Annotated in this window: 10 protein-coding genes and 1 pseudogene; 9 read left to right on the top strand and 2 right to left on the bottom strand. The window is 47.8% G+C overall.

The features are described from left to right. The first annotated feature begins 12 nt into the window (after positions 1 to 12). The 3 genes from ubiH (at position 13) to IY568_RS19545 (ending at position 4464) form a co-directional block, all read left to right on the top strand. Positions 13 to 1185 (top strand): 2-octaprenyl-6-methoxyphenyl hydroxylase, encoded by a 1173-nt coding sequence (gene ubiH, locus IY568_RS19555; protein ID WP_194868454.1) that lies wholly within the window; start codon positions 13 to 15, stop codon positions 1183 to 1185. A 9-nt stretch (positions 1186 to 1194) separates the two neighbouring features. After that, the gene (locus IY568_RS19550; RefSeq protein WP_125561980.1) at positions 1195 to 2361 is read left to right on the top strand and encodes an FAD-dependent monooxygenase; all 1167 of its coding nucleotides are present in this window, start codon (positions 1195 to 1197) and stop codon (positions 2359 to 2361) included. 522 nt (positions 2362 to 2883) lie between these two features. Continuing rightward, a complete protein-coding gene (locus IY568_RS19545; protein ID WP_194868453.1) occupies positions 2884 to 4464 on the top strand; it encodes a hypothetical protein in 1581 nt (526 codons plus the stop codon). 242 nt (positions 4465 to 4706) lie between these two features. On the opposite strand, the gene IY568_RS19540 is transcribed toward IY568_RS19545, so the two are convergent. Further along, positions 4707 to 5552, bottom strand: coding sequence for a LysR family transcriptional regulator (locus IY568_RS19540; RefSeq protein WP_125561976.1), 846 nt, complete (start codon positions 5550 to 5552; stop codon positions 4707 to 4709). 129 nt (positions 5553 to 5681) lie between these two features. On the opposite strand from IY568_RS19540, the gene IY568_RS19535 reads away from it, so the two are divergent. From IY568_RS19535 to gcvP, 4 genes are all read left to right on the top strand, one after another. Next, positions 5682 to 6272 (top strand): hypothetical protein, encoded by a 591-nt coding sequence (locus IY568_RS19535; protein ID WP_125561974.1) that lies wholly within the window; start codon positions 5682 to 5684, stop codon positions 6270 to 6272. A 78-nt stretch (positions 6273 to 6350) separates the two neighbouring features. After that, on the top strand, positions 6351 to 7433 hold the full coding sequence (gene gcvT / locus IY568_RS19530; RefSeq protein WP_058797543.1) for a glycine cleavage system aminomethyltransferase GcvT: 1083 nt from the start codon (positions 6351 to 6353) through the stop codon (positions 7431 to 7433). Positions 7434 to 7495: 62 nt separating this feature from the next. Next, positions 7496 to 7885: a glycine cleavage system protein GcvH gene (gene gcvH / locus IY568_RS19525; RefSeq protein WP_010385245.1), complete on the top strand. Its 390-nt coding sequence runs from the start codon at positions 7496 to 7498 to the stop codon at positions 7883 to 7885. Between the two features lie 367 nt (positions 7886 to 8252). Beyond that, positions 8253 to 11150 carry an aminomethyl-transferring glycine dehydrogenase gene (gcvP, locus tag IY568_RS19520; protein WP_125561968.1) on the top strand — a complete coding sequence of 966 codons (2898 nt, stop codon included), beginning with the start codon at positions 8253 to 8255 and terminating at the stop codon, positions 11148 to 11150. Between the two features lie 79 nt (positions 11151 to 11229). On the opposite strand, the pseudogene IY568_RS19515 reads toward gcvP, so the two are convergent. Beyond that, positions 11230 to 12206: pseudogene (locus IY568_RS19515) on the bottom strand (integron integrase). Between the two features lie 230 nt (positions 12207 to 12436). Between IY568_RS19515 and IY568_RS19510 the strand changes: the two are divergent. Together IY568_RS19510 and IY568_RS19505 are read left to right on the top strand one after the other, a co-directional pair. Continuing rightward, positions 12437 to 12805, top strand: a complete 369-nt coding sequence (locus IY568_RS19510) for a hypothetical protein (RefSeq protein ID WP_194868452.1) — start codon at positions 12437 to 12439, stop codon at positions 12803 to 12805. A 686-nt stretch (positions 12806 to 13491) separates the two neighbouring features. Beyond that, a complete protein-coding gene (locus IY568_RS19505; RefSeq protein ID WP_194868451.1) occupies positions 13492 to 13881 on the top strand; it encodes a hypothetical protein in 390 nt (129 codons plus the stop codon). Positions 13882 to 14034: the final 153 nt, after the last annotated feature.

The raw sequence follows: 14034 nt of genomic DNA, 5'->3' as shown, positions 1-14034 counted from the left end.
CAGGAGCAAGACTTGCAACACTTTGATGTGTTAATCGTGGGGGGCGGCATGGCAGGTGCTACGGCCGCCGTCACGATAAAAAAACAGCAACCCGATAGCCGGATAGCGGTTATTGAAGCCTTTGAACCTAAAACTGCACATCATCCCAGCTTTGACGACCGTAGCCTGGCATTGGCCGAGCAATCGGTATCTTATTTGCGTGCTTTAGGCTTGTTTGATCCAAACTGGGATTTTGCTGAGCCTATCACTCAGGTACATGTGTCAGATCGGGGTCATTTTGGCAAAGCCACAATTACCCATGATGAGTTTGCCGTCAACGCGTTGGGCTATGTGGTTGAGGTCAATCCTTATGGCGCTTATCTGCATCAGCAGCTCAGCAAGCTGGATATAGCACTGTATTGCCCTGCTAAGATAGCCAAGCTGACGCAGCAACGGGCGCAGGTCGAGGTGTTGCTAGACAATGGCGAGAGCCTGTCGGGTAAGTTACTGGTTGTGGCCGATGGGGCGCAATCGCCGACTCGCAGCAAGCTGAATATTGGCTTTGACAGTGTCGCATACACACAAGGTGCCCTGATTGCTAACGTACAGATCAGCGACAAGCATCAAGGTCAGGCGTTTGAGCGTTTCACAGAGCATGGCCCGATGGCGCTGTTGCCCATGAGCAGCAACCGCTACTCTCTGGTGTGGTGTATGCCTGAGCAGGCACTGGCGTCTTTAAGCGAGTGCGAAGAGTCTGAATTTTTGACTCGTTTGCAAGCGGCCTTTGGCTATCGTGCCGGGATGTTTGAACGGGTTGGCAGACGAACCAGTTATCCGCTGGTACTGGGACGGGTAGAGCAGCTGGTGCATCATCGCTGCGTACTTATAGGGAACGCCGCACATGCCATTCACCCGATTGCCGGACAAGGCTTTAATTTGGGGCTGCGTGACATTCAGGCGCTGGCTGAGCAACTGCAAAAGACTGACCGACAGCAGTGGGGCAGTCATGGCTTTACGCACGGCTATAAAATCGCGCGCGAGTCAGATATCCACCGTGTTATGACGCTAACCGATGCACTGGTCAGGCTGTTCTCTAATGATTCTCGTATATTGGCATTGGGACGCAGTTGCGGCCTGTTGTCGATGAGCCTGTTCTCACAACTGAAAGCGCCACTGGCGCGACAACTCATGGGACGAACCCTGTAAGGAATAATCATGCAACAAGTACAAGTGTGCATAGTCGGTGGTGGGTGTGTTGGTCTGGCGCTGGCGCTGGGCCTGGCAAAGCACAATGTCTCGGTGATGGTGCTGGATGCCGGTCCTGAGCCGCAGCCACTCAATGAGGCGTATGCCGCGCGGGTCAGTGCCATTAGTTTAGCCAGTCAGAGTCTGTTTGAATCGTTGGGTGTATGGGACGCCATCAAAGCGCAGCGTGCTACGGCTTATCGTAAAATGTCGGTGTGCGATGCGGATAGCTTTGGCCGTATTCAGTTTAATGCACAGCAACTGGCTTTACCTGAACTGGGTCATATCATTGAGAACGATGCGATTCGCTATGCTCTATACCAGGCTTTGCAGCAGCACAGTCAGGCAAGTCTGATGTTTGGTAGTCGTTACCAGTCTATCCACCAAACTGACAGCGACGTGCTGATCACGCTGGAGCAGGGGATGCCGGTAATGGCCAAATTGCTGGTTGCAGCAGATGGGGCAAACTCAGGTGTACGTAGCCAGTTTAAGTTGCCGATCAGCTTTTGGGATTACGACCATCATGCCATTGTCGCGACCATCAAAACCGAGCAGCCTCACGATGCCACAGCGCGGCAAGTGTTCCTGCCAGAAGGCCCGCTGGCACTGTTGCCTTTATCTGATCCGCATACCCAGTCAATCGTCTGGTCAACTGCACCTGACCATGCCCGCGAATTAATGGAGATGGACGAGCAAAGCTTTAACAAAGCATTGAGTGCGGCCAGTGACCTCCAGTGTGGCTTGTGCAGCGTTCAGGGCGAGCGCGCAGTATTTCCACTAACGATGCGCTACGCACAACAGTGGTTAACCGGAAAAGTGGTGTTAATGGGCGATGCGGCACATACCATCCACCCGCTTGCCGGATTGGGCATGAATCTGGGCCTTAAAGATGCTGCGCATCTGATCAAAGCACTCAGCGAAGACAGTGAGGAGTTTGCCTCTCACCGAACACTGCGAGAGTATGAGCGCAGCCGCAAACTCGATGCACAAAAGCACATTGCGATGATGCAGGGGCTAAAGGAGCTGTTCAGCGGCAGTCACCCGCTGAAAAAGTTAGTCCGCGGTGTGGGTTTGAATGTGGTAGATAACCTCGGCCCCATTAAAGACTTATTTGTACAACAGGCCATCGGCGAATAGCTGGTGCCTAAGGGCTACTGTGTGCAAAGCAGTGGCCCTTTCAAATCGGCTGATTAATCACCCGGTTATCGAGCTCAAAGCGCGTTAGCTCGTGTTCATTCTCAGCCATCCCGCACTTGGTGCGGAAACTACCAACAGGCGACTGGGCGAGCATTAAGCATAACTCATCAAACCCAAACCCAGTCATCCCGCACTTGATGCGGAAACTACCAACAGGCGACTGGGGCGAGCATTAAGCATAACTCATCAAACCCAACACCCGTCATTCCGCACTTTATACGGGAACCACAGACAGGCAACTCGCAGGCACCATAACCCACCAATCTCCGAACTTACCACCCGTCATTTTTTACTGTGATATGCAAAAGAGGCATGTAAGCAAGTGAAATATCTTTTTGGTGTGGGTTAGTTAATAATATCAACAAGTTAATTCATTGCCTATCTTGATGTGTATTGCAATACGTCAGAGTAGCTAGGATCGAAGTAAACAGTATCGCGGAACTAAGTAGTCCAGGAGTAGATATGTCAGAAACAAAAACCAAAGTACAAGAAAACCAGCAAAAACTGGTGGATGGTCTGGTTAGAGCCGCAGTGGGTACCTATACCGGAGTGCGTTCAAAGAACACCATGCTTCCCATATTGGAAGGAGCGGAGGCTTATAGCAAAGCTTTGCCTAAAAATCGTTTGAGATATGGTTTTGGTATGGGGGGAGCCGTGTTATTTAGCTTTTTGTTTTCGAGTATCTTTGACAACGAAGTAACGGAAAGCGAAAAGCTGAGTGAGGCGCTGAATAAGCTGGATGATCTCCACTTTGCTATGCTCAAAAATCAGCAAAAACTGGTACAGTTAATTGCCAACTATCATACTTATCAGGAAGTTCTGCGGTTTAATGACCTGATGCGGGGGATCCACAGCATCAGCAGAGATCTATACAAGTTTAATAATTTGGAAGACAAAAGTCAGACAGCCTGTCAGGATTTACTAAACAAAATAGAAATCGCAAGAAACCTGGGGGTAGTCTCTAATTTACTTTACCCGCTCGTTGAGAAAAAGAACTATACCAAAGACCTCATGCATGAAGTCATTGAGCCTCTGATTGAGTGCCATGGCACCATTACCAGGCATGAAGAATTTGCAATGAATCTGTTCTTCCTGCAGTTTTTTACCAATCTCGGCGCTTTTATCAGAATCGGCCGGGTACTGTATGAAAACATGCAGAGTGTGATCCACTCAGACATGAAGTGTCGTGAGCGGAACCTGCTTATAAGGCAATACCTTGACGACACACTGGACTACATGGGCAGTACAAACACCATATATGACCTGAAATATCGTGATTCACTGATACTGCCATCTGTGGTTTATGATGAATTGTGTTATGCAAACAAAGGCATACAGGCTCTGAGTGAAAAGACCAGCTTGCGGATCCAACAAATCTGTGAAGCGAATATCAATCAAAATATCCGGGATTACGTTGCGACACACATTAATTTTGGCAAAATGAAATCGAACGGGAAGCATCTCTATGAGTTTCAGGCACAGCTTGAGAAAAATTATCCGTCTTACGCTTTCTTTTCTGTGATCTCGCCCTCAACGAAAGGCACACGCAGCTTTGATATTGGAAGCGATAAATTTGACAGTATTTTGTTTTTCAAGAAAAAGCTATCCGGCGACGAGCGCAATATCCAAGTCTTTTTTATTCACAGGCGTCATCTGAACAGTGCCACACAGGAATTCGTTAAACAGAGACTGGAATACAAAGAGCCAGAAAAGCATAAGCATGTCGTGCCAAAAGATAAGTATACGCGTAAGGGAGATAAAAAGCTTGATGCAGCGGTAAAAAAGAGCCGAAATTACAGCGAAGCGTTGTCTTTATACTGGCACTACGATACTTCCAATCTGTTGCTGAAGACCTATGATCCCAAAACATGCGCCAGTGTAGTGACTTGCGCTCGAGGTGAAGGGGTGAGAGGAGCTAATTGGGGCAAGAGCATTTACTATTATATGGGCAGCGATTTTATGTATGAGTCTATCTCTACGACAGAGACTGGTATGTATGGTAACGTTGGTCTGGCATTGCACTTCTTCCCCAAATATAAATAAGTGACTGCCAGGGGAGAGGACCCTTCAGTCAGCTTCGAGTAGTTCCCGGCTCTCTGTCCGGGATACCGAGTTGCATTAATACAAAGCCAGATCTGCTTAAAGCCACACAATGGGGTTGTTAAACGCCACCCCTGCATTCACTGCTGATCACCTCGCACCACTTTCTGTCATCCCGCACTTGATGCGGGAACTACGAACAGGCAGCGCCTCGATACACTATGAGCGGATCTCAAAAGCAGTGCTTACCCCAAGCGCAGTGCAATAAACTCGGCCAGCTTATTCACCGCGTGCGCAGACTCCTGGGTGTTTTTAACCAGGCTGATACCAATCTGACCCAGCTCTGGCAAAAAGGACGTTTGCGCCTGGTAACTGAGCGTAGCCGGCACGGTGCTTTTGGCCAGTACCGTAATGCCCAGGCCTTCTTTGAGGGCTGCCGTCAGGCCGGTTAAATCCGCATTACTATATACAATGCGGTATTGCAGCCCGGCCTGTTGTAATGCTTCGATGGCACGGCGACGATAAATGCAGCCTTCCGGCGCTGTCACCAAAGTGACAGTTTGTTGTTGTGCCAAAGACAGGTCGCCCACCCACACCAGCTGGTCCTGCATAAACACCGGGTAGTTAGACGAATTAAGGTCTTCGTTTAGCGCCAGGACCAAATCGAACTGATCCTGGCGTGATACGGATAGTAAGTGTTTACTGAGTCGGGATTTCACTTCCAGCGCGACATCCGGATATAAAGACACAAAATCGCCGATAATGGCGGGCAGAATACGCGCGGCAAACTCACTGGGGATCCCCAGACGCACCCGGCCGGTGACGCTCTCTGAGGTAAATTGCTGAATGATCCCATCGTTGAATTGCAGCATTTGCTTGGCCTGAGGCAGCAGTAGCTCACCATACTGATTGAGTACCTGGCGCTGACCCTGTTTTTTAAATAGTTTACAGCCCAGTTGTTCTTCAAGACGCTTGATCTGCAAACTCACAGCGGGCTGAGAGAGGCCTAGCAGCTCACCTGCTTTGGCAAAACCGCCCACTTCAACCACAGTCACCAGGGTGCGCAGGCCATCAATCGATAAGTTTTTCATATTAATAAAATCAATTTATAAAACCCAAATACATTAATATTATTTATCAAACGATAAATAAATACAATTTGTTGTTGCGCAGGCGGATCCCTATACTTTTCTCCATCTTAATTTCATCAGGATAGTCGCATGATGAGCACGCCAATCATCTTCGCTAAACACCGTCAGGGTACGGTGGCGGCGGAAAATCGCCTTTTTTCGCCACAGGATCTGGTTGTACTGGATTTCAGCGGATTTGAAACCACGCCTTTTCTTAATCAGGAATTGGGGCTGAACCTCAATAAACTGATGGCACCCGGGCTGGGTGTACAAGGTCTGTTGGTTGGCGGTCAGTCTTTTGCCGTGTACTACTTCAGCGAAACAGCCTACCGTTTTGTGCTGAGTGAAAGCGCTGCTCAGGCCCTTTCTGCGCTGGTAAGTAAACATGACAGTGACTACGATATTGAACTGGTACGTCGCAGCGACCTGGCGATTGCTCAACTGAGTGGTCAGGCAGCGCTTGAGACGGTGCTGAACAGTTTTTCTCTGACGCCGGGTCTGCAAATTTCAGATGAACTGGCCTGCTATGGTAAACAAAGTGGCGATGTGTTTGTGACCACTTTAGTACAGCAGGGTCAGCAGCACTATCAGCTGATTGCAAATCAGGAATCTTTGAGCCTGTGGCAGGCTCGACTGGTTGAGCAAGGTTTTGCTCATTCAGACGAACACGCCCCAAATTAACCCCAATCGCCAGTGTTGCGCTGGTGAACACAATCTGGACCTTGCCGGATGTGTGATGACAATAAGTGAAGAAAGAGTATGACTTCTAAAACAGTACTGCATGCCAAGCATCTAGAAGCTGGCGCGAAAATGGTCGATTTCCACGGCTGGGAAATGCCAATCAACTATGGCTCACAAATCGAAGAGCACAACGCTGTGCGTGAAGACGCAGGCATGTTTGACGTATCTCACATGACAATCGTTGATGTGAAAGGCGCAGATGCACAGGCGTTCCTGCGTAAGCTGGTTGCTAACGATGTGGCAAAGCTCAAAGTAGCGGGTAAAGCACTTTACACTGGCATGCTGAACGAGCAGGGCGGCGTGATTGATGATTTGATCATCTACTTCTTCACTGAAACTGAATACCGCCTGGTTGTAAACTCTGCCACACGCGAAAAAGACTTAGCGCACATGAACGGTGTTGCTGCTGACTTTGATGTGGCGATCACTGAGCGTCCAGAGTACGCGATGATTGCGGTACAGGGTCCAAATGCCAAAGCAAAAACAGCGACCATTCTGAGCGATGCGCAAAATGCAGCAGTAGAAGGCATGAAGCCTTTCTTTGGTGTACAAGCCGAAGAGCTGTTCATTGCGACCACGGGCTACACAGGTGAAGACGGCTACGAAATCGTTGTACACAACGATGATGCTGCGCAACTGTGGCAAAAATTATTAGATGCGGGCGTCCGTCCGGCTGGCCTAGGTGCACGTGATACGCTACGTTTAGAAGCAGGCATGAACCTTTATGGCTCAGATATGGATGAAAGCGTTTCTCCACTGGCTGCTAACATGGCATGGACCATTGCCTGGGAGCCGGCAGAGCGTGACTTTATCGGTCGTAAGGTGATCGAGCAGCAACGTGCAGACAAGAGCACTGATAAGCTGGTTGGCCTGGTACTTGAGAGCAAAGGCGTTCTGCGCGGCGGCTCTAAAGTTATCGTAGAAGGTGGCGAAGGTGTTATCACTTCTGGTACATTCTCGCCGACGTTAGGCTTTAGCGTAGCTTTGGCCCGTGTACCTCGCTCTACGGGTGACACAGCTCAGGTTGAAATGCGCAAAAAGCTGGTAGACGTTAAAGTGGTTAAACCTTGCTTTGTACGCAATGGTAAGTCGGTTCTGTAACGAACAGAGCATTAAAGAATAACGGGCGATGGCCCACATAAATCGACCAAAGGAACAAAAAAATGAGCAACATTCCTAGCGAGTTAAAGTACGCAACGTCACACGAGTGGGTTCGCGCTGAAGGCGACGGCACTTACACAGTAGGTATCACTGAGCATGCACAGGAACTTCTGGGTGACATGGTATTCGTAGACCTACCTGACGTGGGTGACGAAGTTGACGCTGGTGAAGACTGCGCGGTTGCTGAGTCTGTAAAGGCAGCTTCTGACATCTACGCGCCAATCGGCGGTGAGATTGTTGCTGTTAACGAAGAGCTGGAAGACTCTCCTGAATCAGTAAACAACGACCCTTACGGTGACGGCTGGTTGTTCCGTGTTAAAGCGTCTGACGAAAGCGAGCTTGAAAACCTGCTTGACGCAGAAGGCTACGAAGCCAACATCGACGAAGACTAATTCGTTGTAGATACCATAAAAGCCCCCTGTGTGGGGCTTTTATAGTTGCGCCCAGTATAATACCAATTTCACTTAATACTTGTTCAATTTGACGGAGCAAATATGACGCTAACTGTGTTAAAAATTTCTCATTTAGAACCTTTACCTAAGGTATGAGTTCGCAAATTTTTGCCTGGTTATCGAACATATTTTCTCGCCTCAAAATAGAACACTTAATTAAGCAAATTGGTATAAGGCGTGGCAACACTGTTAAACTCTGTGACTGTTACCAAGGTATTTTCGTCGTTCCGGAAGGCTAAGCCAATCTCCGGCCGGTCGAACAACAGTGACACCCCCATTTTTACTTGGATCATAGGAATCTGGACACATGTCAAACGCCAAATCTCTTGAACAACTAGAGCAAAAGCAAGACTTTATTCGTCGCCACATTGGCCCGAGCCCGGCTCAGGTGAGTGACATGCTTGCTGCGCTTGGAGTATCGAGTGTTGAAGAGCTGATCGGTCAGACAGTACCTAGCTCAATTTTGTTAGAGCAAGGCCTGCAAATTGGTGAAAGCCGTACCGAAGTAGAAACGCTGAGCTACCTGAAATCTGTAGCAAGCAAAAACAAGGTCTTCAAATCATACATCGGTCAGGGTTACCACCCGACACACGTGCCAAACGTTATCTTGCGTAACGTACTGGAAAACCCAGGTTGGTATACTGCGTATACGCCATATCAGCCAGAGATTGCACAAGGCCGCCTTGAGTCTTTGCTTAACTTCCAGACTATGACCATGGACATCACCGGCCTTGACCTGGCCAGTGCGTCATTGCTTGACGAATCAACCGCAGCAGCCGAAGCCATGGCGCTGGCTAAGCGTGTTTCTAAAGCGAAAAAAGCGAACCTGTTCTTCATTGCTGAAGACGTACACACACAAACCATCGACGTAGTCACAACCCGTGCCGAGCAGTTTGGTTTTGAAGTGATCGTTGGCCCTGCAAGCGATGCGGCAAATCACGAGATCTTCGGTGCCCTGTTCCAGTATCCAACTACGTCAGGTGAAGTGGTTGACATCACGGACATCATCGCACAAGTACAAAGCAAAAAAGCGATTGCCTGTGTGGCGGCTGACATCATGAGCTTAATGCTACTGAAAGCACCAGGTAAACTGGGCGCAGACGTGGTACTGGGTTCTGCACAGCGTTTTGGTGTTCCTATGGGCTACGGTGGTCCACACGCTGCGTTCTTCGCAACACGCGATGCATACAAGCGTTCGCTGCCAGGTCGTATTATTGGTGTATCAAAAGACCGTTTAGGTAACGATGCACTGCGTATGGCAATGCAAACACGTGAGCAGCACATCCGCCGCGAAAAAGCCAACTCAAACATTTGTACAGCGCAGGTACTGCTGGCCAACATGGCTGCATTCTATGCGGTGTACCACGGTCCTCAGGGCCTGAAAACCATTGCTGAGCGCATTAACCGTTTCGCCAGCATTCTGGCAACTGGCCTGAAAGCCAAAGGCGTAGCACTGAAGCACGACACCTGGTTTGACACCATCACAGTGGTTGCTAACGACGCAGACAAAGACGCGGTAGTCGCGCGCGCCGTTGCAAACGAAGTGAACTTTGCCATCAACCACGCTGGCGAGTACTCAATTGCACTGAACGAAACCACCACTCGTGCTGACATCGCTGAACTGTTCGACATCATCCTGGGCGAAGGCCATGGCTTAGATGTAGCTGCACTGGACAGTGAAGTTGCTGCAAATGGCATTACTGGTATTCCGGCGAGCCTGGTACGTGATGACGAAGTACTGACACACGACAACTTCAACAGCTACCACAGCGAAACTGAGATGCTGCGTTACATCAAGCGTCTTGAGAACAAAGATTTGGCACTGAACCACTCTATGATCTCTCTGGGCTCTTGTACCATGAAGCTGAATGCGACCGCTGAGATGATCCCGGTCACCTGGCCTGAGTTCGCTGAACTACACCCATTCTGCCCGTTAGAGCAGGCACAGGGTTATCAGGTGATGATGACTGAGCTGCACGACTGGCTGGTTAACATCACGGGCTACGATGCAGTATCACTGCAACCTAACTCAGGTGCTCAGGGTGAATACGCGGGTCTGATCGCTATTCGTAAATATCACGAGTCACGTGGCGAAGGTCACCGTAACGTCTGTCTGATCCCAAGCTCTGCGCACGGTACTAACCCGGCGTCGGCGCAAATGGCCAGCATGAAAGTGGTTGTGGTTGGTTGTGACAGCGACGGTAACATTGATCTGGACGACCTGCGTGCGAAGGCAGAAGACGTATCTGAGAACCTGTCTTGTATCATGGTTACTTACCCGTCTACCCACGGTGTATACGAAGAAGCTATCCGCGAAGTGTGTGAAATCGTTCACCAGCACGGCGGCCAGGTTTATATGGACGGCGCGAACATGAATGCACAGGTTGGCGTAACCAGCCCGGGTTCAATCGGTTCTGACGTATCGCACTTGAACCTGCACAAAACATTCTGTATCCCGCACGGTGGTGGTGGCCCGGGTGTTGGTCCTATCGGTGTTAAATCACACCTGGCACCATTCATGCCTAACCACAGCGTGATCAAAGTAGCTGGCACCAACGAAGGTAACGGCGCAGTTTCTGCGGCACCTTACGGCTCAGCAGCTATCCTGCCAATCTCTTGGGCGTACATTGCCATGATGGGCAGCGAAGGTCTGAAGCAGGCCACTGAAATGGCCATCGTGAACGCGAACTACCTGACAGAGAAGCTAAGCAAGCACTACCCGGTACTCTACCGTGGCCGCAACGACCGTGTTGCCCACGAATGTATTATCGACCTGCGTCCGCTTAAAGAAAGCTCAGGCATCACTGAAATGGACGTGGCTAAGCGTCTTATGGACTATGGTTTCCACGCACCGACTATGTCATTCCCGGTTGCTGGCACGCTGATGATCGAGCCAACGGAGTCTGAGTCTAAGGTAGAAATCGACCGCTTCATCGAAGCCATGATCTCTATCCGCGCTGAAATCGCTAAAGTAGAAAATGGCGAATGGTCAGTAGAAAACAACCCACTGGTGTTTGCACCACACACCCAGGCAGACGTACTGGGCAACGAGTGGGATCGTGCCTACGACCGCTTCTACGCAGCCTTCCCGGTCGCATCAGTAGCAAAAGACAAGTTCTGGCCAACGGTAACCCGTATCGACGACGTATACGGCGACCGTAACCTTATTTGTTCTTGCCCAGCTGTAGAGACTTATGCTGAGTAATGAATTGTAGGTCGGGCTAATCCCCGACTTAGATTTGTGAAAACCGCCTTAAGAGATTAAAGCGGTTTTTTATTGTCTGTTATTTGATTCGCTGTGGGAGGTGAGAAATTGGACTTACCACTCCTTGGCCTCCTTGCTGGATAATATGCGTGTAAATCTGAGTTGTCCGGACGTCACTATGGCCAAGTTGAGTTTGTATTGTTCTTTTACCAGCGCCATTTTGCAGCAGATGTGTCGCAAAAGAGGGCCGTAATGTATGCGGTGTTACCTGCTTAGTGATCCCAGCTAAATACGCTGCTTTTTAACTGCTCTTTGAACTTGCTTCTCATCAATGTGGTGCCGTCTGAGTTGTTTTGTTTCTGGGTCAACACTTAGCTTGTGAGAAGGAAATATATACTGCCACATCAACTGCTTTTCGTGACCATTGTATTTGTGCCTTAGTCTGTGGGGTAACCATACGCCACAGTACTGAGGATTTTGTAGGTCAAGTTACAGATAATTTTCTACTTGGAGGATTTGGCTTCTTAGTAGGGGAATTAACTCTTTAGCGAGCGTCACAACTCTGTTTTTACCGCCTTTACCGTCCCATACTCGAAGACAGAGATAATCAAAATCGATACCTTTAACCCGAAGCCTCATTGCTTCCATCAACCTTAGGCCACTGCCATAAAGTAAGGCGCAAGACAGGTAATGACGAGTGCTACACATTGTGAGTAATGAACTAACCTCTTCTTTTGTCAATACAACAGGTAACTTACGAGGACGTTGGCTTTTGATAAAGTTTAGTCGTAAAGACAATGGCATTTTGAGTATTTCTTTATACAAAAAACATAAGGCGTTTAATGCCTGCGCTTGTGTGCCTTGAGCAACATTTTGTTCATTTACCAGGTGGTTAAGAAATAGTTCAACTTCTTTATCCCCCATAGTTGTAGGGTGTCGCATATTGTTAAAGCTAATAAATGCAGCAGTCCATTTCAGGTACGCTTCAATGGTGCGTTTGGCATAACGTCGTAGGTACATCTGCTCTTGCAGCATGAGTAGAAAAGGTGATTCCATGAACGTTCCATTTGGTAAGGTTGGTACTGGATGTATAGACAGTGTTTTGGTTATTGTCCAATAACATTATTACGTGCTGTTTTATCTGGTTTTTACACAAGTGTGTTTTTGCGGGCTGCAACCGATTGTTTACTTGGAGTTTGTTCCGTGGGACTATGCGGGTATGTAATACAGCCCGTTTTGTCGGTTTATGTTCCGACATTTTGGGGTAGAATAAATTGTTAGGTGCTATGAATAATACTTTAATTGCAGTGCTATTTGGGACATTGGCATTTCCAATATTGGCTGAAGACGTGCTGTGGCGTGTTGACAAAGGTGCTCAAGCATATTGTACAAAAGATAAAGAAACGGTTTGTTTTGTCGTGGTTAATGAAACTGTCACCAACGTGAGTGCAATTGAAAGTAAAAATATTGGCAAGCTAGGCATTACACTAAAAGAAAATTACGAGAAAGTAGTTACTTTTCCATCAAAATGGTTAAGTTCTACCAACCAAGGTGATCTAGTTGAGTTTACAACACAAGCTTGGTTAAAGAGTAAAAGGTATACAGCTAGAGGCATGGTATTTGTTGATAATAATGGTAAATATATACATCAATAATATCGCACCTAACAAGCCACTAAGGCGTGACTCGTAACAGTTGGCTCGGTTTCGCTTCGCTACACATTTTAGCCAACTATTACTCGCACCTTAGTGGGGCGTTATGCGACTGTAAGAAAAATTATCTCATCTCTCGTTTTCGTTCTCTTTGGCCATCCATTTTCGGTGTCGGCAACTTAGCATTATCGACTCAATTTCATGAATCTCTTAGGCCGTAAAACATGCCAACATTCGCGGGTTGCCTCATTGGTTTTCAGTGCTGGTTTGTGGCGAGTTCCACTGGCTCCAAGTGTGGAAAGAGCAAGGCTATCGATGGTCAGTATTTGTTGAATGTTCGTCGCTGCGAAGTTAGGTGGTTTAAAAGCAACATTGTTGCTGAAAGGCCGTATTTCGTGGTTGTCGGGACTTTGGCTGTAACATAGTGACTCTGCTGTTTCTTGAATCACAAAAAGTGTTTGGTTTGTTTGTGGTTTTTCGTGCTTAAGGTAGTCTGCATTGGGCCAAGTAGGCTTATGCGTGCAAATTCGCATAACAAGGCGTTTAAGGCAGATTCCCAACGCTTGGCGTTTTGCATTCAAAGTTGGGCTAAGTGTATACGGTGTAAAGGTTTAGGTTAGGTGGTTCGCGTTGCTCACTACTTAACGCGGCGTTAGGTTTTTGAGTTTAGTAGGAGTTAGGTAGCATAAATGAAATCAATTTATTTAGACTGGAATGTCTTTCAAGACTTGTTTCAAACACGAAGAGGTCAAGAGTTTAATAGCGCTATACAGTCTGTAAAAAGAAAGTATAAAACTCCATTCTCATGCGCTCATATGCGTGACTTGTCACGTTGTCGCAACGAAGAATATGTACAAAAGGATCTTGCCAAGACACAGAGGGTTTCTGATGGTTATTGTGTAGGTTTGTCTCATAACAATGAAAATGTTTTAATTGAAAGGGTTCCAATTGAGTTAGTTTTTGATGCAGTAAAAAAAGATTCTACTATTGCAGATCAAAGTGTCGCTAGCTTTTTACTTTTCGATGAGTATGAAGTTGATATAGATAAACTGTCACCTGATAATATTGTTGTTCTGTAGTGGTCAACTAATCCCGGACAGTAAATTGAATTAGTTCCGACCAGACCTGACATTTCGATTTGAAAAATTGAGAGTTACCCGTTTTGATAAAGGTGTCGAATCTTTGTTCAAAACAACTAAGGAGTAACTCTCATGTTACATACTAACAATCCA

Origin of the sequence: Pseudoalteromonas sp. PPB1 (genome assembly GCF_015356275.1) — a bacterium.
GTDB lineage: Bacteria > Pseudomonadota > Gammaproteobacteria > Enterobacterales > Alteromonadaceae > Pseudoalteromonas > Pseudoalteromonas rubra_D.
This window is presented reverse-complemented; position numbering and strand designations above follow the sequence as displayed.

Excerpts from the sequence above, each read along its gene's own strand:
- IY568_RS19550 (WP_125561980.1), top strand. The coding sequence starts at position 1,195 with ATGCAACAAGTACAAGTGTGCATAGTCGGTGGTGGGTGTGTTGGTCTG.
- IY568_RS19545 (WP_194868453.1), top strand. The coding sequence starts at position 2,884 with ATGTCAGAAACAAAAACCAAAGTACAAGAAAACCAGCAAAAACTGGTG.
- IY568_RS19540 (WP_125561976.1), bottom strand. The coding sequence starts at position 5,552 with ATGAAAAACTTATCGATTGATGGCCTGCGCACCCTGGTGACTGTGGTT.
- IY568_RS19535 (WP_125561974.1), top strand. The coding sequence starts at position 5,682 with ATGATGAGCACGCCAATCATCTTCGCTAAACACCGTCAGGGTACGGTG.
- gcvT (WP_058797543.1), top strand. The coding sequence starts at position 6,351 with ATGACTTCTAAAACAGTACTGCATGCCAAGCATCTAGAAGCTGGCGCG.
- gcvH (WP_010385245.1), top strand. The coding sequence starts at position 7,496 with ATGAGCAACATTCCTAGCGAGTTAAAGTACGCAACGTCACACGAGTGG.
- gcvP (WP_125561968.1), top strand. The coding sequence starts at position 8,253 with ATGTCAAACGCCAAATCTCTTGAACAACTAGAGCAAAAGCAAGACTTT.
- IY568_RS19510 (WP_194868452.1), top strand. The coding sequence starts at position 12,437 with ATGAATAATACTTTAATTGCAGTGCTATTTGGGACATTGGCATTTCCA.
- IY568_RS19505 (WP_194868451.1), top strand. The coding sequence starts at position 13,492 with ATGAAATCAATTTATTTAGACTGGAATGTCTTTCAAGACTTGTTTCAA.